A 19,408-nucleotide genomic window follows, 5' to 3' on the forward strand; every position below is an offset into this window, starting at 1 on the left:
AAGGGTCACGCCGAAAAGTACCGCCTGATTTGGGCAAGGTCGGAGTTCTCTTTCGCGCTCCGTCCCAGAATTGACGTCTCGAACAATGCGTCGCACAAGGTCCGTTCTCGACGATCCACGGTGCTCAGGAACTCATCTGCGCCTTTCATGGCTCTGAAGGTGTCGAAACCGACTTCAAGGAAACTCTGCAGTTCGGTCAGCCCCGCTGCGCCGGCCGGGCCTCGCATCATGCGCAATGCTTGGCGGAGTAAAGGCTTGCGGGTCAATCGCTCGAGTTCGGCGCCGATCTGGATGGTCAATTCAATCTGCATCTCTCGTTGTTCGCGCATGCCGGTCTTTTGCCAAGCCTGAAGGTAGGCCTCTGGGGAGATCGGACACCCGTCGGCAAATAGTTCTTCAGCCATCCGAGTGTCCAGGTCTTCCGACAGGGCGTGCAGTTCGGCAAGCTTCGCCACTGTGCTCACCACGTCATTCGGGAAGAGTCGAACCACGGTTGGCACCACGCGTGCGAACTGTGCGTCTCTACGACTGAAGTCGCCCGGGCCATAGAGATGGTCAAGAAAGAACTGTGCCGCGCCTGTGTAGCGCGGATGCGCGAGCAGATCGGCATAGCTGCGGCGAAAGCGCATTTGTTGAAACTGCTTCAGTTGTTCGGTCATTTGCGGCAGACCTGGGATGCTCAGTCGATATTCGCGCTGCCGTTCAACCTCATGCAGATGGGAAAGAATCGTCTCGGAATGTGGGCGGGACATCGTCCTTGGACTCGTGGAAGCCGGAAGTTTGCCATTTTCTCCCGCCTACACTGGGGCCATGAACGCGAAACTGCAACGTTTGCAATTCTTCTTGCGTCTGTTGGCCACTGCGGCTGTGATGACCCTGATCTGGCGGGCCTATGGTTGGGGTCTAGAGTTTGGTCTTTCGGTCCTGGTCTTCTGGGCTCACGCGCCCATCATGGCCTTGTCGTTCGCCGCACTACGATGGGTGAATCGCAAGGAGCCGCCTAGCTGGAGGGCTCTGATTCGCGCGTGGTGGATCGAGTTGTTGGCCCTTGATATGGTGTTTGCATGGCAGCAGCCGTTCGCTCATGCCCGGTGGCCCGATACCAGCCCACCGGACTCTGGACGCTTTCGACCGCTGTTGCTTCTGCACGGCTACACCTGCAATCGGGGCCTTTGGAACTCTTGGTTGCGCGGCTTGTCGGCGTCGGGGGTGCCTGTCCGGGCGTTGACGATGGAGCCAGCCTTTGGGTCGATCGATGAGTATGCGCAGAGCATTGAGCACGCTGTTTCAGAGTTCGAACAGCGCTATCCCGGTGTGGAACCGCTGGTGGTCGCCCACAGCATGGGCGGGCTGGCAGTGCGCGCTTGGTACCGAAAGCAGGGGCGCGAAGGCCGGGTGGCGCGCATTCTGACGCTTGGCACGCCGCACGCGGGCACCTTGCTCGCCCGCTTGGGCCGAGGGCGCAACGGGCAAGAAATGCGCCGTCACAGCAAATGGCTGGCGGAGCTGGCAGCTCAAGAAGGTCCTGCTGTAGCAGGAGAAATGGATTGCTACTACTCGCGCTGTGACCAGATCGTCTGCCCGGTGGAGAGCGCTCGTTTGCCGGGCGCGCGCTCCATCGAGATTGAGTCCACGGGACACTTAGGCTTGGTTTTCCATCCGCAGATCCAACAGGATGTGTGGCGTCTGCTGCAGTTGGAGCCCGAGTCGGGTGCGGCTTTGGCCGCATGAACAGAAAAAAGCCCCAGGCAGCGCAATGCTGCTCGGGGCTCAAGTCCGCGGGTAAGGCTGTGTGACTTCACCCGGGACAGACGGAATCGATCCGCAGGCTGAAGATCAGTCCTCTGCCTTGAGGACGCCGCGGCGGATCTGGTCGAGCTCGATGCTTTCGAACAAGGCCTTGAAATTGCCTTCGCCGAAACCTTCATTGCCCTTGCGCTGGATGATCTCGAAGAAGATCGGGCCGATCACTTCCTTGGTGAAGATCTGCAGCAGCAACTCGTTTGGCGCGTCCAGGTGGGCGGCGCCGTCGATCAGGATGCGCAGGCGGCGCAGCTCTTCCACGTTTTCGCCATGGCCTGGCAGGCGTTTGTCGATCAGGTCGAAGTAGGTGTTGATGGTGTCCTGGAACACCACGCCCGTGCCCTTCATCTTCTCGACGGTCGAGTAGATGTGGTCAGTGCCCAGAGCCACGTGCTGGATGCCCTCGCCGTGGTAGAGGTCCAGGTATTCGGCGATCTGGCTCTTGTCGTCGCTGCTTTCGTTGATCGGGATGCGGATCTTGCCGCAGGGGCTGGTCATGGCCTTGGACTTGAGGCCGGTCAGCTTGCCCTCGATGTCGAAGTAGCGCACTTCGCGGAAGTTGAACAGGCGCTCGTAGAAATCGGCCCACTCCTTCATCCGGCCACGGAAGACGTTGTGGGTCAGGTGGTCGATGTAGGTCAGGCCATGGCCGACCGGTTTGGACTCGACCGGCTTGCCCTCGGCATCCAGCAAGGGCACGAAGTCGACGTCGTAGATGCTGATGTTGCCGATGGCGCCGTCCGGGGCGCCATCCTTGCCTTGCCAGCGGTCGACGAAATAAATCAGCGAATCCCCAATGCCCTTGATGGCTGGGATGTTCAGCTCCATCGGGCCGGCCTTGTTGTCAAAGCCCCAGGCGCCCAGCTCCAGCGCGCGCTGGTAGGCGTAGGCCGCGTCATTGACGCGGAAGGCAATGGCGCAGATGGACGGGCCGTGCAGGCGCGCAAAGCGCTGGGCAAAAGAGTCGGTCTCGGCGTTGATGATGAAGTTCACATCGCCCTGACGGTACAGGGTGACGTTCTTCTGGCGATGGCGAGCCACGGCGGTGAAGCCCATGGTTTCGAACAGCTTGCCCAGGGCAGCGGGTTCCGGCGCAGCGAATTCAATGAACTCGAAGCCATTGGTGCCCATCGGGTTGTCCCATGGTGTGAAGGCCATGATGTCTCTTTCTGAAAAGTCTTACGATGGGTCAAGACTGTAGGCTGGAGTGGGCGCAGGATTCATGCTAAAACTCGCGGCGCCGTCGCGATGCGCGCAGCAATACTGCGGAGAACCTGAAGATGGAAAACGAGATCCAGCTCGACACGATTGATCGACGCATTTTGAGGGCGTTGCAAGTTGACGGGCGCGTCACATACGATGCCCTGGCTGCCCAGGTCAATCTCTCCGCCTCGGCCGTGCTGCGCCGGGTGCGCCGCCTGGAGGAATCCGGCGCCATCTCAGCCTATGTGGCCTTGGTGCCGCCCGAGCGGGTCGGCCTGGGGCTGACGGCCTACATCAATGTGCGGCTCGAAAAGCACACCGAGAGCCACAAGCGCAACCCCATGGACCTGTTCCGCGCCGCCGTTCAGACCTGGCCGGAAGTGGTGGAATGCGCGGCCTTGACCGGCGATATGGACTACTTGCTGCGTGTGGTGGTGCAGGACATGGCGCATTACGCCCGCTTCATCACCGAGACCCTGCTCAAACATCCCAGCGTGCAGGACTGCAAAACCAGCTTTGTGCTGGACCGGGTCAAGAACACCACCGCCGTGCCGGTGTGAGCCCCGGGCTGCGGCCACGCGCTGAGTTTCAGCGCCGGCGCAGCGCCACGCCCAGCTCGGCCCAGCCTTGGCCATGTGGCGTGATCGGGTAAGGGGGCGCCGGCCAGTCCCAACGAGAAGCGGGGAACAAGGCGCGCATGGCGTTGATGTCGCCATGGTAGGGCGGCCCTTCGAGCACGCCACTGCCGGCGCTGTCACGGCGCGCCTGCATGAACAAGGAGAGCAACAGCCCGCCGGGCTTGAGCCAACGGTGCAGCTGTTCCGCGTAGCGCAGCCAGTGATCCGGATGCAGGGCGCACAAGCAGGTTTGTTCGTACACGCGGTCCAGCGCCTCGGGCGGCTGCCAGGCCAGCACATCGGCCAGCTCCACGCGGCCCGGAAGGCAGCCCAGTTGCGCTCGTGCCAATTCGACGGCGGCAGGTGTGTAGTCCAGGCCCACGGCGGCAATGCCAGCTTCGCCCAGCAGGCGCAGCTCATGCCCCCGGCCGCAGCCTGGGATGGCGATGGCGTGCCCGTCTTGCAGCAAGCCCTGCGCCAGCCAGGCCCGCAGCTGCGGGTGGGCCTCGCCTCGGTCCCAGGGCGTCTGGCCCTGCTCAAAGCGCTCCTGCCAGAAGGCTTGGGAAGGGCCGGCGGGTTTGGCGGTGGGCGGCGTGTCAGTCGAACTCATGCAGCAACTTCAGCGTGGCTTCCAGACTCAGGTTCAGCAGGGCGGCGATTTCGCTCAGATCGTCCGGGACCGCCTCATCGTCCCAGCCATCGGCCGTGTGGCGAGCCAGGCGCACGGCCAGCTTGACGCACAGCACCTGCGGGTCGTTGGCGCGCTTGTCATTGGTGATGTGGCGCAGCAGTTCGGGCAGGCGCCAGGCCTGCATCAAGGCCTGCTCGAGATCGGCCAGCTCGATGTGCAGCACTTCCTTTTGGACCGCCACGCTGCGCAGATGTCGGTCGGCTTGCTGGCGCAGCCGGATGTGCTGGGCCAGTTCCGGCGCGTGGATCCACAGCAGCATCTCGGCGAAATCATGCAGCAAGGCCGCGCTGTGGATGACCGCGGCATCCGGGTCCAGGCGGTGCACGGCAAAGCCGAGTGCAAAGCGCGCGGCCCGGTCGGCGCGGCGCAACACGCGTTGCAAACCGTCCAGGGCATAGGGTGTGCTGGCCAGCTGATCCTCGACCGTGGGCTGGGGCCCGAAGTCACGGAAAAAGGGCGTGATGCCCATCAGCACCAGGGCCGCGGTCACCGTTTCCGCATCGGTCTGCAGGCGGCTGGAGCGGTGCGCGGCGGCATGGGCCAAGACCTTGAGCGTCATCAGCGGATCGGTGGCGATCATCTCGCCGAGGCTGTTGGCGTCCACCGCGTCTTCATTGGCGCGCAGCAGTTCCAGCGCATCGGCGGTCTCGGCCAGCACCGGGATTTCGGCGTCACGGAACAGCGCCACCCAACTGGGCAAATCGGGCGGCGCTTGGCGCAGCGGAGGCATCGGGACTGGCGCAGACATGGCGGGCTTGGGCAAAAGGTGTTGGATCGTATATCGGCGGCCGGAGCTTCATCTTGAAACCCGCGGCCGCCGCCCGCACACCCGCCGTCGCATCTGCCGTGCACTTGTGCGCGCCCGCGCCCATCGGTTTCGTCCGGCCGAGCATCAACGGATGCCGCGCAGCGGATCCCGCGGCTGCTTGCTTGGCTGCGCCGGTGCCGGCGCTGGGCTCACTTGGGGTAGGTGAGCGCCGCTAAAGCCGCCTCACTCCGGGCAAGGTGCCCACCCGCATCCCATCGGCGTAGAGCGCACCTTCCGGCGCGCCCGCCTCCGCATAGAACTCCAGTTCGGGCCGGCGCCGGCGCACGGCGCGCACCTGATGCACCAGCAGGGCCAGGCGGGTCAGCCCGGCACTGGCACTCAGCAGCACGCGGGCGGCGCGCCAGCGCCAGGCTTCATGGGTGATCTCGTAGTCTTCGGCCGTCACGTCCGGGCCGTTCAGTTCTCGCAAACGCATCATGATGGGTCTCCACTTCGGCCTCGCAAGGCCTTGGATTCAGGGGCTGGCGTCGGGCCTGCCGACGCGCAAGATTTCTTGTCGCAGCTCGCGTTGCGCGGCTTGGCGCAGGCGAACCTCGTGTTGCTGGTGGCCGTGTTTGCCTGCCTGTCGCATCAGCGCCGGCGCCACCAGCGGATTGCAGGGCTTCTGCAGGCGCAGGTTCAGCGGGCGGGGTGAGGTGAACTGGGTCATGTGGCAATCTCCTGGGCGCCGTACAGCGCGCCCGGTTGGGGGCAAGGTCAAGAAAAAGACCGAAACATTGGTTTTGGCCATGCGGCGGCTCGACTGGGTGCAGCCAACAAGAAACCAAACCATCTGGGGCATGGCGCTGCCCTCCAGGGCAGGCACCGGCCGGAACTCCATGCAGCGGCTCGGCCTGGTGGCGCTGAATCGCTTCAGTGCCGAGCAAGGCGCAGAGAACGCTTGAACTGACTCGCGAAAGACTCGGTGCGGACCGAGCGACGGTGGGCACTGGGCCGGCGCATCGCAGGGCGCTGGGTGGAGACGCCGGGGTGCATCCCTTGGCGGGGATGTGCCTGGCTGGACTCCAGCGCTAGCGGGGGCGGGCAGCTCCCGGTTAAGACAGGGGGAGGGGGACCTTCACGAGCGGCGCCTTGCTTGGGGTGCGCCGCGAGCCGCTCGCTTGAGCAAATGATAAACGACTGTTTATCTTGTGCATATACTTTTTATCAAAAGAGATAAAGAAATGTGCGCAAGCCGCCACGGCACGAGTTCCGCCCGGCCACGAGGCGGGGGCTGGATTCAGGCCGATGTGTGGGGTGGATGGACCCGCCAAGCGGCGTTGATGGCGGCTCGGCTGCGGGGCGGAGACGTGCACCTCGGTGCGATCGATCGCGACGCCGGCGCAGGCACTGGCACGGGCACTTGTGCCAAGTCCGCTGCGTGGCTCGAGTGCTGCGTTCAGCGCTTCTTCGGTTTCAGTGGCGCAATGCCTTGTTGCAGGCGGCGCCACTCATCGAGCTCGGCCGCACCGCCGGTGGCCGGCGCCGGGCCACGCGAGGGTGGGCTGGCGGGCAAGACCGGCAAGGGTGCCGACTTGCCGGGCCCGGTGGCCGCCAGTTTGCCGGCTGGTGGCGCTTCTTGCGGCGGCGTCAGCACCTCGCCGAGCAGGTCCAGCAGGCGCGTGCGGGCGCGCTGCGGGTGGCGGCGGTAGTAGGTCAGCACCAGGCCGACGATGAAGCGCTCGTCATCGTCCTGCGGCACGCTGGGCGTGGCCTCACGCTCTAGGCTGGCTGGCTCGGGCTCGCCGGCGGCGTGGCTCTGATCCATCCAGCCCAGGGGCTTGTGGAAGAGCTGCTCGAACTGGCGCGCCAGGCGCTCGCCGATCTGGCGCGAGCGACTCTTGATCTGGCTCCAGTAACTGGGCTGGATCTGCAAACGCTCGGCAAAGCGCCGCTCCAGCCCACGCAAGGTGGCGGGATCGGGGTGCTTGACGGAGACGGCGACGAATTCTTCGAACAGGAGCATCGCGTTGTCCAAGCGGATCTGGGCGACGTCCCGGGGGGCGGATGACATCCCTCTATGATAAAGCCTCGTTCATCCGGCTTGCCGGGGCGGGGCTCAGCGTCTGCCTGCCCCGCGCGGAGTGTGTCGCGGCTATTTTGACTTTTTGATAAAGAGTCGATGCCTTCGGTTCGGCCAGGCTTCAGTCTTCTTCCTGTGCCTGGTAGGCCGCGATCAGCTGGCTTTGCGTGTGGGGCGGCACCGCTTCGTAGTGAGAGAGCCGCACGCTGTAGCGACCCTGGCCGCTGCTCAGGGCATTGAGCCGGCTCTGGTACTGGCTCAGTTCGGCCAGCGGCGCCAGGCCGCGCACGATGCTGCGGCCTGGCCAAGGGCTGTCGGTGCCGTTGACCTGGCCGCGCCGGGCGGCCAGATCGCCGGTGATGTCGCCGATCGCGGCTTCCGGTGCCTGGACTTCCAGATGCACCACGGGTTCCAGCACCAGGGGCCGAGCTTCCTGGACCGCGGCGATCAGGGCGCGCCGGCCGGCGGTGACAAAGGCCACCTCCTTGCTGTCCACCGAATGGTGCTTGCCGTCGAACACCGTCACCCGCAGGTCCACCAGCGGGTAGCCCGCCACCACACCGGTGTCCAGGGCCGAGCGCACGCCTTTCTCCACGGCCGGCATGAACTGCCCCGGGATGGTGCCGCCCTTGACCGCGTCGACGAACTCAAAGCCCGCGCCGCGCGCCAGCGGCTCCACGCGCAGATAGACCTCGCCGAACTGGCCGGCGCCGCCGCTCTGCTTCTTGTGGCGGTAGTGCCCTTCGGCCGCGGCCGAGATGGTCTCGCGGTAGGCCACGCGGGGCGGTTGGGTGTGCAGCTCGAATTTGTAGCTCTCACGCAGGCGCTCCAGCAGCAGGCGCAGGTGCAGCTCACCCAGACCATAGATCACCGTCTCCTGGGTTTGGCCGGCCTGGTCCAGGCGCAGGCAGGGGTCTTCCTCGACCAGGCGGCTCAACTGCTCCCAGAGCTTTTGCTCGTCGCCATGGCGCACCGGGCGGATGGCCATGCCATGCACGGGCACGGGGAAGTCCAGCGGGCGCAGATGGATGTGGGCATCCTCGGGCGCGTCGTGCAACACAGCGTCGTAGTGCAGGTCGTCGACCTTGGCGATGGCGCAGAGCTCGCCCGGTAGGGCCTGCTCCACCTCGACATGCCGGCCGCCCTGCAGCAGGAAGAGGTGGCCGACGCGGAATGGCTTGCGTGCCGAGCCGATGAAGAGCTGGCTGTGGCGGCGCAGCGTGCCCTGGTGCACGCGCATCACGCCCATCTTGCCGAGGTAGGGGTCGGAGATGATCTTGAACACATGGGCCAGCACATGGGCGCTGGGCTCGGGCAAGGCTTGCAGGGGCAGGGCCTCGGGGCCCTCGCCGCGCAGGAACAGGGGCGGGTTGCCTTCGGCCGGGTTCGGCAGCAGGCGCTCGATCACATCGAGCAGCTCGGCCACGCCGGCGCCGCTGCGCGCCGAGGTGAAGCAGACCGGGATCAGGTGCCCCTCACGCAAGGCCTGCTCCAGCGGCACGTGAAGCTCGCGCGGGTCGACATCGCCTTCGCTGAGATAACGATCCACAAACGCGGCATCCACCTCCACCACCTGCTCGACCAGGGCCTGGTGCGCCAGGCCCACCGAGGAAAAATCGGCCTGGCCGATGATGTTGTAAAAGCAGTCCAGCACGCGCCGCCCGCCTTCGGCCGGCAGGTTCAGGGGCAGGCATTCGCGCCCGAACACCGTGCGGATCTGCGCCAGCAGGCCTGGCAGGTCGAGCTCGGCCAGATCGATCTTGTTGATCACGATCAGCCGGCACAGGCCGCGCTGAGCGGCGGTCTCCATCATCTTGCTGGCCATGGGCTCCAGCCCGCTTTGCGCGTTGAGCACCAGCACCGCCGTGTCCACCGCCTCCAGCGCTGGCAGAGACTGGCCGATGAAATCGGCCGCCCCGGGCGTGTCGATGGCGTGGATGCGCACGCCGCCATGCTCCAGATGCACCACGCTGCTGTGCAGGGAATGCTGGTAGCGGCGCTCCAGCGGGTCGAAATCGCTGACGGTGTTGCCGCGCTCCACCGTGCCGGCCTGGGTGATGGCGCCGGCCTGCAGCAGCAAGGCCTCCAGCAAGCTGGTCTTGCCCGCCGCCGCGGGGCCGACCAGGGCCAGGCTGCGCAGGGCCGCGACCGCTGGCGAAAGGTGCGACTGGGGCGCACCGGTGGCGGATGGGGCGCGGCTGGCGTCGCCGTTCGGGCTCGGGCTCATGGCAGTCTCCTTGGCTCTCCGGCGCCCCGGCTTTTGTGGGGCGCGGTGATGGATGCGTGCGCGGTGCCGGGCTTTGACGCAGGGGAGGGGTCCGCTCGGCTCTGGCCTCAGGGTAGAGGAAGCCCGGCCGGCTTACAAGGCCCGCGCCGGCGGGCTTGGGCCGGTTCGCTCAAGTGGCCGCTTGCGCCCGGCCGGCCCAGGCGCCGAGCTCAGGCCCGCAGAAGGCGTAATCCAGCTCGGGCCGGCGGCCGCAGATCAGGTCCGCCAGGGCCGCGGCCGAGCCGCAGCTGTGCGTCCAGCCTAGGGTGCCGTGCCCGGTGTTGAGGAAGAGGCGGCCAACGCGGCTGGCGCCGATGTAAGGCAGGTTGGAGGGCGTGGCCGGGCGCAGGCCGGTCCAGTACTGGGCGCCGCTGGGCTGGCCCTCGGGCGCCACCATCTGCGGGAACAGCTCGCGCGTGCGCCGCAGCAAGGCCTCGCAGCGGCGCAGATTGAGCGTGCTGTCATAGCCATTGAGCTCGGCCGTGCCGGCCACGCGCAGGCGATCACCCAGGCGCGAGAACACCAGCTTGTACTCGTCGTCGGTCAGCGAGACCTGGTAGCTGTGCGCGGGCGAGATCACCGGCAGCGTCATCGAGTAGCCCTTGGCCGGGTAGATGTTGAGCGACACGCCCAGCTCGCGCGCCAGGCCGCGGCTGAAGGAGCCCAGGCAAAGCACAAAGCGGTCGGCGGTCAGGCGCTCGATTTCACCGTTCGCATCGGCCACGATCACCCGCGCCAGATCCTGGCCCTCGCGCTCGCAGCCCAGCACACGCGTCTGATAGCGGAACTTCACCCCGGCCTGCTCGGCCAGGGCGGCCAGTGCCTGGGTGAAGCGATGGGCGTCGCCCGACTCGTCGCTGGGCGTCATGCTGCCGCCGACGATCTGCGCGCGGCATTGCGCCAGCGCCGGCTCGATGGCCACGCATTCCTCGGGCGTTTTCATGTCCAGCTCGCAGCCTTGCTCGCGCATGATGCGGGCCGGCTCCTGCGCAGCGGCGTACTCCTGCTCGCTGGTGTAGAAGTGCAGGATGCCTTGCTGGCGCTGGTCGTAGGCGATGCCGGTGGCGGCGCGCAGGCGCTGCAGCTGCTCGCGGCTGTAGAGGCCCAGATTGACGATGTTGCGGATGTTGTGGGCGGTGCGGCCCGGCGTGCATTCGCGCAGGAACTGCAGGCCCCAGCGCCACTGGGCCGGGTCGGCGCGCAGGCGGAAGAGCAGGGGCGCATCCTCCTTCATCAGCCATTTCAAGACCTTGAGCGGCGCGCCCGGGTTGGCCCAGGGCTCGGCATGCGAGACGGAAATCTGGCCGCCGTTGGCATAGCTGGTTTCCAGGCCGGCCGCGGGCTGGCGGTCGATCACGGTGACTTCAAAACCCGCTTGGCGCAGATACCAGGCGGTGGTGACGCCGGTGACCCCGGCGCCCAGGACGATTGCGTGCATGTGTGCACTCCTGAAACAAGACAAACAGACCGTTGAGTGAGACGCGCAGGCGTACGCCCAGGCCCAGCGCGGGCTGTGTTTCGTTCCAGGCAGGTGAGGCACCCCAGGGTGGGGCGCGAGCCGGGCAGAGCACAGATCGGGCAATGGCAGCAAGAGCGTGCGCTTGACGCGCGCCGCTCCCGCTGTCCCTGTTACCTGAGAGATTCAGCCGCGCCCCGGGGGCATGGCCTTGCTCCTTCGGTGGCGGCTTGCGCATCGTCTGCGCGGGCCGCTCTCTCCAGCATTCGGCTTGTTGACGGATCCAGTACGGGGCCTGAGCGAGTATGGGAGCTTGCGCCTTCGGCGGCAGGGTCCAAAGCGGGCCTGCACTCTCCTGAATCCGGTGTGCAGTGTAGACGGGCTTGCCTGTATGCGAAGTCAGGGCAAATGCGGGGCAGCCCTGGGATCAGCGAGAGTCGGCCAGGAGTCCGGTCGGACGGACACAGTTTCGGCCCTCGCCCTTGGCTTGGTAGAGGCGCTCATCGGCCAGGGCGCACAAGGCTTCGGGCGTGTGGGCTTCGGCGTTGCCGGCCAGGCCCATGCTGACGGTGATGCCATGCAGATCGGGGTGCAGGCTGCGCCAGTCAAAGCGCTCGATCTGCTGGCGCAGCTTGTCGCAGAGCTGGCTGGCCAGGGGCAGGGGGGCCTCCACCAGGATCAGGGTGAACTCCTCGCCGCCATAACGCGCCACCACATCGGCGCGCCGGCAGTGGTCACGCAGCAGGCGAGCAAGCTGGCGCAGCACGGCATCGCCCACCGCATGGCCGAAGCGGTCGTTGACGGCCTTGAAGTGATCGAGGTCCAGCATGGCCAGGCTGAGCGGGTGGCGAAAGCGCGCCGCGCGCTCGCACTCCTGTTCAAGCAGCAGGTCCAGCCAGCGGCGATTGGCCAGGCCGGTCAGGGCGTCCTCATGGCTGAGCTGGCGCAGCAAGTCGGCTTGCGCCGAGAGTTGCGTCAGCAAGGCCTGCTTTTCCTGATCCGCCTGTCGGGCTGCCTGCAATTCCTGGCTCAGGGCCTGGGCCTGCTGGCGCACGAACAGGCCGCGCAGGCGCTGCTGCGAGTGCTCGCCCAGCAGGCGTTGTTCGCAGGCATGGTGGGCCTTGTAGTGCTGCAGGGCCAGGGCGTGATCGGCTCGCCGCTCGGCCAGCTCGGACAGGGCCCGATGAGCCTGGCTTGCCAGGGCGGTGAGCCGGCCTTTCGTGGCATGAGCCAGTGCGCGTTCCAGGGCGCCCTGGGCTTGCGGCAGATCGTTTCGGGCTTGCCACACGTCGGCCAGGCCCATCTCGATGCTGCACAGCGAAGGGCTGTCGCCCACGCTCAGGGCCAGCGGCCGGGCTTCTTCGAAGGCGGCCAGGGCCGCGTCCACTGCCCCTCGCGCCAGGCAGGACTGGCCCAGGCCCAGCAGTGCCTGGCCGAGATCGTTGACATTGCCGGTGCGCCGCGACAGGGTCAGCGCTTCGTCCAGAAGAAGGCAAGCCTCGGCATGCTGGCCGAGTTTGCTCAGCAGTGTGCCCAGGTCCAGCGCGCTGGTGGCCTGGCGCGCCAGGTCCTGGGTCTGGCGTGCGCAGTGCAGGCTGCGCTGAAGATGCTCCGCGGCCAAGTCCATCTCACCAATGCCTTGCAGCACCTGGCCCATCTGACCCAGGGCATAGGCCTGATCGACGATGGAGCCGTTGTGCTCGGCCAGTGCGAGGCTGAGCTGAAGCAACTCGAGGGCCTCCGGGAATTGGCCCTGCGTGAGGCGGGTCACCGCCATATTGTTCAGGGCGCGAGATTCGGCATGACTGGCCTGGTGGAGGCGGGCGAGTTCCAGGGCTCGCTGGTCCAAATGCAGGGCCTGTTCATAGTCGCCTTGGCGGGCCTGTATCAGGGCCTGCAAGTTCAAGGCATCCAGATGGCCATCGATCTCGCCCAGCGCCTCCAGCAGGCTGTGGGCCCGATCCAGTCGGGCTTGCAGTGGCGCCACCGGCTGGCCCAGGATGAACTCGCACAGGCTCCAGCGCAGCAAGGCATAGGCCAGGCCGCGCGGGTGGTCGATGGCCAGGGCCTGCTCATGGGCCTGCTGCGCCAGACGCAAGGCCCGCGGCGTGTCCGACATGCGCAGCGCGTAGGCTTCGGCATTCAGCGCGTCCACCTGCTCCGGCGTGAGCCGGGGGCGGCAGGGAGGCTGTGCTCGGGCTTTCATCGGCCGGCGTTCAAGGTCTCGGGCTTGCCGCCTGGCACTGCGCTCACTTGAGCGGAATCGGCGTGGCGCGATCCACCGGCACGGCGGTCACGCTGTTCTGCGGCGAGCCGTCGACCAGGCGGTCCGAATAGGTCAGGTAGACCAGGGTGTTGCGCCGGCTGTCGACCATGCGCACGATGCGCAGTTTCTTGAACACCAGGGACATGCGCTCGTTGAACACCTCTTCCTGCCGTGCCAGGGGCTTGGCGAAACCGATCGGCCCGGTCTGACGGCAGGCGATGGAGGCCTCGGCTTTGTCTTCGGCCAAGCCCAGGCCGCCCTTGATGCCGCCGGTCTTGGCGCGCGAGACGTAGCAGGTCACGCCCGTGACCTTGGGGTCTTCGTAGGCCTCCACCACCACCTTGTGATCGGGGCCGATCAGCTTGAACGCAGTGTCGACCTCGCCCACGGCCTCGCCGCTCGCCCGGGCCGGCAGGCCCAAGAAAAGAGCTGCGATTCCCAGCCCCATCAGGCCGGCACGGCGCCAGAACGAGGAGATCTTCGAGGCGAGCGGGGTGTGCGTCTTGGGCATGGTGGCGGCGTGTGCGGTGGCGTCGAGTGGTGGGGCGTCAGTGCTCGCCAGGGCTCGGGCGTTCGCGTGAGCCCAGGACTTGGCAAAAGCGCAGCAGATAGCCATCCAGGTCTTGTACCAGAAACTCCAGTTGCCCTTCTTCTTCCCGCTCGGACACCGGGTACCAGCTTTCTTCCAGCGCGCGGAAGAGGGGGCAGCCGAACTGGCGCAGCTGCGCCTGGAGCTGCTCGACATCCTCGACCTCGATCTGCAGATTCATGCCGCGGCCACGCGGCGTTTCGGTCGGCGCGGTCAGCCAGCTGTGCGCGTGGTCTTGCTCCAGCATCAGCTGCGCGCGGCCGAGCTCCAGATAGGCAAACGGGGGATCATCGCGGCGAAAGCGGACCTCAAATCCGCAGGCCCGGTAGAAGTGCAGCGATGCAGCCAGATCGCTGACGGCGAGCTCGGGCACCATGGGGTTCCAGAAGGGTTCGGTGGGCGCGCAGCGGTTCACGGTGGATGGGGAGCGTGGCGAAGCGCCGATTGTGTGCGGCATCCGTGGCTTGGCTGGGCGAGTTGCGCGCCGCCGGCGAGGGGCGCTTCCAGGGCCTGCCGGCTGTCCGCCGGTGCCTGCACGCGATCGTGCAAGCCGTAGTCGCGCAGCACGGCGGCCACGCGCAGGCGATAGTCGGCAAACACTGTCGCCCGACCCTGAGCCTGGCCCTCGCGGTGGGCGGCTTGCGAACGCCAGGCCTGGACGGCGGCTTCGTCACGGAAGCAGGACAGCGAGAGCAGCGTGTCGGGATCGCTCAGGCTTTGGAAACGCTCGATGCTGATGAAGCCGTCGATCTGCGCCAACTCCGCCCGCAAGGCCGCCGCCAGCGCCAGGTAATGCTCGCGCTGGCCGGCTGCGAGCTTCACTTCAAACACCACGAGGATCATGGGCGCGACTCCTGGGCTGTGGTCGAGGGTGTTGGCGCTCGCTCGGTGGGCAGCTTGGCGTCAGCAAGCACGAGGCTCTCGGCTCGGTCGGCCCTGTCGGCAAGGCGCGGCACGCGGGCATGGGCCAGTGCATGGTGGCCCTGCCAGGACGGGGGCGCGATGCCCTGCGCCAAGGCCTGGCGGGCGACGCCCAGGGTGGCCTGCGCCATGAGCAAGGCCAGTTCCTGGCCCGGGCATTGATGGCGGCCGTGTCCGAAGCTCAGGCCGGCGCCCGGCTCCGCGGGCTCGCAAGCCAGGCGCAGAAGCAGGGCCGTGCCCCGCGGTAGGTAGCTGTCACCCAAGCGGCAGTCGTGCAAGGCCCAGCGCCGCGTATGCTGGATGACGCCCGGGCTCTGCGCCAGCCGCAGCAGCTCTGCCTCATGCCCCGCGCCGGCCAGCAGGGCCTGGCCCAGCAATCCGGCGCCAGCCTCATGGCTTTGCCACAGCAAACCGATTGCCTGGGCTGCTGCATCCCAGTTCGGCAGGCTCAAGCCTCGCCACAGCGGCGCAGGGCCCTGGCGGCCCAGGCCCTGCGTCAAGGCTTCGCAAGCCTGGTCGGCCGCGTCCAGCTCGCGCGGCCCGGCTTCCGGTCGTAGCGCCTGGGCCAGGGCCTGGAGCTGCTGCCGAAGCGAGGCTTGATCCGCTGCACTGGACATGGGTACGCCCAGCATGGCGGCCAGGCTGGCCGGCAGGCTGGACCATTGCCAGGCCTCCCAGCTCTGGCTCAAGGCCAGGCGGGCTTGATGCTGGGCCTCGGCCTGCAGCACGCGGCGGTCGAGCGCGGTCAGGGCCTGCTCCAGCGCCTGTCGTTCTGCGTTGCGTGCGGGGTCTTCGCGCATGCGCAGCCATTGGCCGTAAATGGCGCCGAAGCGGCGGCCTTGCAAGGCTGGCGGCAGGGGCTGATCGGGCGGCCGCACGCCGAGGTCCGGATGCCTCAGCGCCTGACGCAGCAGATCAGGCCCCGCGATCACATGGGCTTGCAAGATGGGGTCGAAATCAAACCGCTTGCAGTCCTGCGCGGCCATGGGGGTGTCGGCCGCTGGGCTGGATGGGGCGTCGGGTGGAAGTGGGGAGGTGAAGGGGCAGGGCATGGAGGTGGAGAGAGGGGCTCAGTGAGTTCAGAGGCGTCAGTGTCTGGTGCTGGCCGCGCACATGCTTCGCTTACCATCGAAGCATGGATGACACACCCTTGCCGCCCCGCGGCGCTGGCTTTGCCGATCAAGCCCTGGCCGCATTGGCTCAGGCCATGGGCGAGCCGGCGCGTGCGCGCATCTTGTGCTGCCTGCTCGATGGCCATGCCCGCACTGCGACCGAGCTGGCGGCGGCGGCCGAGATCGCGGCCTCCACGGCCAGTGCCCATCTGAGCCGCCTGGTCGCGGCCGGCCTGCTGTGCTGCGAGGTCCAGGGGCGTCATCGCTACCACAGCCTGGCCGGGGGCGAAGTGGGCGCTGCGCTCGAGGCCCTGCTGGTGCTGGCGGGCCGCCAACACAGCGAGGCCTTGCCGCGCTTTGAGCCAAGCACGCCGCCCGAGCTGCGCGAGGCCCGGCGCTGCTATGACCACATGGCCGGCGAGTGGGCCGTGCGCTGGCACGAGCACCTGCTTCAGCAGGGCTGGTTGATCGTACAAGCCGAGGACGCTCGCAGTTATCAGCTGAGCCTGGCGGGCCAGGATGCGTTGGCGGCTTTGGGTCTGGACCTGGGGGCGGCGCTGCGCCAACGGCGCCGCTTCGCCTGCCCCTGCATGGACTGGAGCGTGCGCCGGCCGCATCTGGGCGGCGCCTTGGGCGCAGCCTGGCTGGCGCTGCTGGAACGCAAGGCCTGGGTGGAGGGCGCGCTGGACAGCCGCGCCCTGCGCATCACGCCGCGCGGTCGGGCGGGCTTGCGCCGCCTGCTCGGCGAGGCCTGAGCCTCGCCCGCGCCCGCGCCCGCGCCCGGCGCATCAATCCTCGTCCTGGAAGCGCTGGCGGATGTCCAGCACCTCGTCCCAGTGCTCGAAGAAGACGCGCACACAGTCCGGGTCGAAGTGGCTGCCCGCATGGGCCTTGATGTGGGCGGCGGCGGCCTCCAAGGTCCAGGCTTTTTTGTAGGGGCGCTCGGACGTCAGGGCATCGAAGACATCGGCCACGGCGACGATGCGGCTGAAGATGGGAATGGCCTCGCCCTGGAGGCCTTGCGGATAGCCGGTGCCATCGTATTTTTCGTGGTGGCCCAGAGCGATGGCGGCGCCGGCCTGCAGCACCAGGGAGGAGCTGTCCTTGAGGATTTCGTAGCCGTAGCTGGCGTGCAGCTTCATGATCTCGAACTCTTCCGGCGTCAGCCGGCCGGGCTTGAGCAGGATGCTGTCGGTGATGCCGACCTTGCCGATGTCGTGCATGGGTGCGGCTTCCAGCAGCAGCTCCTGGTCGGCCACGGGCAGGCCCAGGCCGCGCGCGATCAGCTCGGAGTAATGCGCCATGCGCAGGATGTGGGCGCCGGTCTCGGGGTCGCGGTACTCGGCCGCCTTGGACAGGCGGATCACGGTCTCGCGCTCGCGCTGAACGATCTGGTTGGTGGCCTTGCGCACCTCCTCGGCCAGCCATTCGGCGCGGTCGGCCAGCTTGGCGCGGGCTTCGTTCAGGGCCTCCAGCGCGGCGTTCGCTTGCTGGCGCGCGGTCTCGGCGGCGGCGTAGGCCCCGGCGTTGTCCAGGGCGATGGCGGCGTAAGCCGACAGGGTGCGGAAGATCGATTGCTCGCGTTCGCCGTAGGCATGGCTGTCCACCGACTGCACCGACATCACGCCCAGCAGCCGGTCGCCGATCAGCAGAGGCGAGAACATCATGCTCTGCGTTTCCAGTGGCCCCATCAGATGCCCGGGCGGATGGCTGCGGGGCGCGGACGGGAAGAACAGCTCGCAGCGTTCGCGGGCACAGCGTGCGGTCAGCGATTCGGGATCTTGCAGCGAAATCAGCGGCGAGGGGAAGCGGTGGCGCGCCTCGTTGATGAAGGCGGCCTTGAGCGCATGGCCGCCTGGCTCCAGCAGGTAGACGAAGAAGGAGGTCGTGTCCAGCAGCTGACCGAGGTGGCGATACAGCGCGGCGAAAACGGCGTCGGTGTTGAGGCTGCCGGTGATCTCGCGGCCGATGCGGCCCAGGGTCTCCAGCGTGGCACTGGCCTCCTGCAGCTGGGCGGCGCGTTCGCTCTCGGCCTGCGCCAGGCGGTGGTGGTACTCGGCCTCGGCACGGGCCAAGGCGCTCTCCTGCCGCACCTGCATGGCCATGGCGCGGTTGCGCGCATCGTCCAGGCGCTTGTTGTCACGCGCGGCTGCGGCGGCCTGGCCGTAATGGCGAGCCTGCGCGGCATCACCGGTGGCAGCGTAGGCATTGGCCAGCTCGTCGAGCAGGTCGCTGGGCAGGATGTAGCCCTTGATGCTGCTGGCCATTTGCAAGGCCTGCAGCAGGTAGTGCAGGGTGGGGCTGGCGGCCGTCATGCCCTCGGGGGCGGGCAGGGCGTATTGCTGGTAGAGCTCGGCGAAGACGCGCAGCACCTTGATCTGCTCATCGGCGCTGCCCAGCTCGCGGGCATTGAGCAAGGCGGCCGAGATCTTGCTCAATGCCTGCTCGGGCTCGCCGAGCCGGCCCAGGGCACTGGCCTGGCCGCGCCAGCAGCGCAGCAGATAGAAAGGCTCGCCCAGATTGACCGCAATGGTCTCGGCTTGCAGAAAACAATCCAGCGCTGCCGCCGGCTCGCCCATGTCCAGGGCCACATCGCCCTGGTACTGCAGGGCCAGGCTGTAGCGGCTGGCGTGATGCAGGGCCTGCATGGATTCCAGCGCCTCGTTCAGGATGGCGTGGGCCTCGGGCAGGCGGCCCAGCAGGCGCAGCACATTGCCGGTCTGCATCTGCGCGCCGCCCAGGGTGCCGGGCCAGCCGCAGGCCTGGGCCTGAGCCAGGGCCAGCTCGTCCCATTCCAGGGCGGCATCCAGGTCGCCGAGCGACGCGAAATTGTCGGCGCCATTGCTGGCTGAAAACACGGCGTGGCGGATCTGGCCGCTTTCCATGGCCGCGTGGTGGGCCTGCAGAAAATGCTTGATCGCCATGCCCAGCTCGCCGGTGAAGGCGGCCACCAGGGCATTGGCGCTGCTGACCCAGGCTTGCAGGGCCGGGGGCAGGGGCTGGGGCAGACCGGCGAATTCGCTGTGCAGCCGTGCCGCCGTGCCGGTGGTGTCGCGCCAGGCCGCATGGTTCAGGCGCATGGCGCGCACGATCTGCTGGCGCTCGGCGTCCCCGGCGGCGCGGTAGTCGTCTTGCGCCTGTTGCAGGCAGGCGTCGCGGGTGGCGCTGTCGCCATGCTCGGTGCACAGGGCGGCGCGCAGCAGTTGGCCGTCACCGCAGCCGACGCGGTCGCCCAGCTGGGCGAAGTTCTCGACCGCGGCCTCGGCGTATTGCTCGGCCGCATCGAGCTGGGCGAACAACCAGGCCACTTCGCCCAGCACCAGCAAGAGTCGTGCATGGCAGGCCTGGCTGCGGGCTTCATCCCAGCTCACCTGGGCCAGCCATTCCTCGGCCTCGTTGACCAGCAGAAGGGCGCGCTTGCAGTCGCGCTGACGCAGATGCCAGGCCAGGGGCAGCAGCACGCTCAGGCGCGCTTCACCCTGAAGCTCGGTCAGGGCCGATTCCAGGACAGTGACTTCGTGGTTGAGTGCAAACAGATCCATGGCTGACAAAGATTCCTCCCCGGTCCGTCGTCGCGGCCTTCAGGTCATCGGCCAGTATCAGCGTGAACCCAAGGACGGATTTCAAGCCCGCGGGGAATTCGTCAAGTATTT

General features: G+C 67.3%; 19 protein-coding genes and 2 riboswitches. Of the genes, 4 read left to right on the top strand and 15 right to left on the bottom strand.

The window, feature by feature from the left end:
* Window positions 1-5: 5 nt before the first annotated feature.
* Complete coding sequence (locus C1O66_RS00065; protein WP_165794403.1) at window positions 6-752, bottom strand: FFLEELY motif protein; 747 nt, start codon at window positions 750-752, stop codon at window positions 6-8.
* 58 nt (window positions 753-810) lie between these two features.
* Here C1O66_RS00065 and C1O66_RS00070 point away from each other — a divergent pair, with 58 nt between their 5' ends.
* Entirely contained in the window at window positions 811-1,731 is a 921-nt protein-coding gene (locus C1O66_RS00070) for an esterase/lipase family protein (RefSeq protein ID WP_102765990.1), read from the top strand.
* Between the two features lie 105 nt (window positions 1,732-1,836).
* Here the strand turns inward: C1O66_RS00070 and hppD are convergent, their stop codons facing one another.
* Entirely contained in the window at window positions 1,837-2,961 is a 1,125-nt protein-coding gene (hppD, locus tag C1O66_RS00075; protein ID WP_102765991.1) for a 4-hydroxyphenylpyruvate dioxygenase, read from the bottom strand.
* Window positions 2,962-3,083: 122 nt separating this feature from the next.
* Between hppD and C1O66_RS00080 the strand changes: the two genes are divergently transcribed.
* Complete coding sequence (locus tag C1O66_RS00080; protein WP_102765992.1) at window positions 3,084-3,566, top strand: Lrp/AsnC family transcriptional regulator; 483 nt, start codon at window positions 3,084-3,086, stop codon at window positions 3,564-3,566.
* A 28-nt stretch (window positions 3,567-3,594) separates the two neighbouring features.
* On the opposite strand, the gene C1O66_RS00085 is transcribed toward C1O66_RS00080, so the two are convergent.
* The 4 genes from C1O66_RS00085 to C1O66_RS23460 form a co-directional block, all read right to left on the bottom strand.
* On the bottom strand, window positions 3,595-4,233 hold the full coding sequence (locus C1O66_RS00085; protein ID WP_102765993.1) for a methyltransferase domain-containing protein: 639 nt from the start codon (window positions 4,231-4,233) through the stop codon (window positions 3,595-3,597).
* Window positions 4,220-5,062, bottom strand: coding sequence for an HDOD domain-containing protein (locus C1O66_RS00090; RefSeq protein ID WP_102765994.1), 843 nt, complete (start codon window positions 5,060-5,062; stop codon window positions 4,220-4,222). The genes C1O66_RS00085 and C1O66_RS00090 overlap by 14 nt, the downstream gene beginning before the upstream one ends.
* Before the next feature lie 232 nt (window positions 5,063-5,294).
* Window positions 5,295-5,561: a hypothetical protein gene (locus C1O66_RS00095; protein ID WP_243392644.1), complete on the bottom strand. Its 267-nt coding sequence runs from the start codon at window positions 5,559-5,561 to the stop codon at window positions 5,295-5,297.
* Window positions 5,562-5,597: 36 nt separating this feature from the next.
* Window positions 5,598-5,792 (bottom strand): hypothetical protein, encoded by a 195-nt coding sequence (locus C1O66_RS23460; protein WP_133155050.1) that lies wholly within the window; start codon window positions 5,790-5,792, stop codon window positions 5,598-5,600.
* On the opposite strand from C1O66_RS23460, the gene C1O66_RS23465 reads away from it, so the two are divergent.
* Complete coding sequence (locus C1O66_RS23465) at window positions 5,791-6,027, top strand: hypothetical protein (RefSeq protein ID WP_133155051.1); 237 nt, start codon at window positions 5,791-5,793, stop codon at window positions 6,025-6,027. The genes C1O66_RS23460 and C1O66_RS23465 overlap by 2 nt on opposite strands.
* Window positions 6,028-6,521: 494 nt before the next feature.
* On the opposite strand, the gene C1O66_RS00105 is transcribed toward C1O66_RS23465, so the two are convergent.
* From C1O66_RS00105 to C1O66_RS00140, 8 genes are all read right to left on the bottom strand, one after another.
* Window positions 6,522-7,136, bottom strand: a complete 615-nt coding sequence (locus tag C1O66_RS00105; protein ID WP_102765996.1) for a hypothetical protein — start codon at window positions 7,134-7,136, stop codon at window positions 6,522-6,524.
* A 130-nt stretch (window positions 7,137-7,266) separates the two neighbouring features.
* Window positions 7,267-9,372: an elongation factor G gene (gene fusA / locus C1O66_RS00110; protein WP_102765997.1), complete on the bottom strand. Its 2,106-nt coding sequence runs from the start codon at window positions 9,370-9,372 to the stop codon at window positions 7,267-7,269.
* 169 nt (window positions 9,373-9,541) lie between these two features.
* Window positions 9,542-10,849, bottom strand: coding sequence for a D-amino acid dehydrogenase (locus C1O66_RS00115; protein ID WP_102765998.1), 1,308 nt, complete (start codon window positions 10,847-10,849; stop codon window positions 9,542-9,544).
* A gap of 172 nt (window positions 10,850-11,021) precedes the next feature.
* A riboswitch (glycine riboswitch) is annotated at window positions 11,022-11,140 on the bottom strand.
* Between the two features lies 1 nt (window position 11,141).
* Window positions 11,142-11,235: riboswitch (glycine riboswitch) on the bottom strand.
* 59 nt (window positions 11,236-11,294) lie between these two features.
* The gene (locus C1O66_RS00120) at window positions 11,295-13,073 is read right to left on the bottom strand and encodes a diguanylate cyclase (protein ID WP_102765999.1); all 1,779 of its coding nucleotides are present in this window, start codon (window positions 13,071-13,073) and stop codon (window positions 11,295-11,297) included.
* Between the two features lie 43 nt (window positions 13,074-13,116).
* Window positions 13,117-13,581 carry a CreA family protein gene (locus C1O66_RS00125; RefSeq protein ID WP_207795888.1) on the bottom strand — a complete coding sequence of 155 codons (465 nt, stop codon included), beginning with the start codon at window positions 13,579-13,581 and terminating at the stop codon, window positions 13,117-13,119.
* A gap of 100 nt (window positions 13,582-13,681) precedes the next feature.
* On the bottom strand, window positions 13,682-14,137 hold the full coding sequence (locus C1O66_RS00130; RefSeq protein WP_243392645.1) for a bleomycin resistance protein: 456 nt from the start codon (window positions 14,135-14,137) through the stop codon (window positions 13,682-13,684).
* Window positions 14,134-14,565, bottom strand: a complete 432-nt coding sequence (locus tag C1O66_RS00135; protein WP_102766001.1) for an antibiotic biosynthesis monooxygenase family protein — start codon at window positions 14,563-14,565, stop codon at window positions 14,134-14,136. The genes C1O66_RS00130 and C1O66_RS00135 overlap by 4 nt, the downstream gene beginning before the upstream one ends.
* Complete coding sequence (locus C1O66_RS00140) at window positions 14,562-15,629, bottom strand: cytochrome P450 family protein (RefSeq protein WP_102766002.1); 1,068 nt, start codon at window positions 15,627-15,629, stop codon at window positions 14,562-14,564. Before C1O66_RS00140 ends, C1O66_RS00135 begins: the two co-directional genes overlap by 4 nt.
* A 149-nt stretch (window positions 15,630-15,778) precedes the next feature.
* Between C1O66_RS00140 and C1O66_RS00145 the strand changes: the two genes are divergently transcribed.
* Window positions 15,779-16,510 carry a helix-turn-helix domain-containing protein gene (locus C1O66_RS00145; protein WP_102766003.1) on the top strand — a complete coding sequence of 244 codons (732 nt, stop codon included), beginning with the start codon at window positions 15,779-15,781 and terminating at the stop codon, window positions 16,508-16,510.
* A gap of 33 nt (window positions 16,511-16,543) precedes the next feature.
* On the opposite strand, the gene C1O66_RS24155 is transcribed toward C1O66_RS00145, so the two are convergent.
* Window positions 16,544-19,297: an HD domain-containing phosphohydrolase gene (locus tag C1O66_RS24155; protein WP_243392646.1), complete on the bottom strand. Its 2,754-nt coding sequence runs from the start codon at window positions 19,295-19,297 to the stop codon at window positions 16,544-16,546.
* Window positions 19,298-19,408: the final 111 nt, after the last annotated feature.

Source organism: Paucibacter aquatile (genome assembly GCF_002885975.1).
In the GTDB taxonomy this organism is placed as follows: domain Bacteria; phylum Pseudomonadota; class Gammaproteobacteria; order Burkholderiales; family Burkholderiaceae_C; genus Paucibacter_A; species Paucibacter_A aquatilis.

What these genes read in the sequence shown, in the direction of transcription:
- C1O66_RS00145 (WP_102766003.1), top strand. Translation starts at nt 15,779, where the DNA reads ATGGATGACACACCCTTGCCGCCCCGCGGCGCTGGCTTTGCCGATCAA.
- C1O66_RS00125 (WP_207795888.1), bottom strand. Translation starts at nt 13,581, where the DNA reads ATGGGGCTGGGAATCGCAGCTCTTTTCTTGGGCCTGCCGGCCCGGGCG.
- C1O66_RS00090 (WP_102765994.1), bottom strand. Translation starts at nt 5,062, where the DNA reads ATGTCTGCGCCAGTCCCGATGCCTCCGCTGCGCCAAGCGCCGCCCGAT.
- C1O66_RS00065 (WP_165794403.1), bottom strand. Translation starts at nt 752, where the DNA reads ATGTCCCGCCCACATTCCGAGACGATTCTTTCCCATCTGCATGAGGTT.
- C1O66_RS24155 (WP_243392646.1), bottom strand. Translation starts at nt 19,297, where the DNA reads ATGGATCTGTTTGCACTCAACCACGAAGTCACTGTCCTGGAATCGGCC.
- fusA (WP_102765997.1), bottom strand. Translation starts at nt 9,372, where the DNA reads ATGAGCCCGAGCCCGAACGGCGACGCCAGCCGCGCCCCATCCGCCACC.
- C1O66_RS23460 (WP_133155050.1), bottom strand. Translation starts at nt 5,792, where the DNA reads ATGACCCAGTTCACCTCACCCCGCCCGCTGAACCTGCGCCTGCAGAAG.
- C1O66_RS00105 (WP_102765996.1), bottom strand. Translation starts at nt 7,136, where the DNA reads ATGTCATCCGCCCCCCGGGACGTCGCCCAGATCCGCTTGGACAACGCG.
- C1O66_RS00135 (WP_102766001.1), bottom strand. Translation starts at nt 14,565, where the DNA reads ATGATCCTCGTGGTGTTTGAAGTGAAGCTCGCAGCCGGCCAGCGCGAG.
- hppD (WP_102765991.1), bottom strand. Translation starts at nt 2,961, where the DNA reads ATGGCCTTCACACCATGGGACAACCCGATGGGCACCAATGGCTTCGAG.
- C1O66_RS00120 (WP_102765999.1), bottom strand. Translation starts at nt 13,073, where the DNA reads ATGAAAGCCCGAGCACAGCCTCCCTGCCGCCCCCGGCTCACGCCGGAG.
- C1O66_RS00140 (WP_102766002.1), bottom strand. Translation starts at nt 15,629, where the DNA reads ATGGCCGCGCAGGACTGCAAGCGGTTTGATTTCGACCCCATCTTGCAA.
- C1O66_RS00085 (WP_102765993.1), bottom strand. Translation starts at nt 4,233, where the DNA reads ATGAGTTCGACTGACACGCCGCCCACCGCCAAACCCGCCGGCCCTTCC.
- C1O66_RS00070 (WP_102765990.1), top strand. Translation starts at nt 811, where the DNA reads ATGAACGCGAAACTGCAACGTTTGCAATTCTTCTTGCGTCTGTTGGCC.
- C1O66_RS00095 (WP_243392644.1), bottom strand. Translation starts at nt 5,561, where the DNA reads ATGATGCGTTTGCGAGAACTGAACGGCCCGGACGTGACGGCCGAAGAC.
- C1O66_RS00080 (WP_102765992.1), top strand. Translation starts at nt 3,084, where the DNA reads ATGGAAAACGAGATCCAGCTCGACACGATTGATCGACGCATTTTGAGG.
- C1O66_RS00115 (WP_102765998.1), bottom strand. Translation starts at nt 10,849, where the DNA reads ATGCACGCAATCGTCCTGGGCGCCGGGGTCACCGGCGTCACCACCGCC.
- C1O66_RS23465 (WP_133155051.1), top strand. Translation starts at nt 5,791, where the DNA reads ATGTGGCAATCTCCTGGGCGCCGTACAGCGCGCCCGGTTGGGGGCAAG.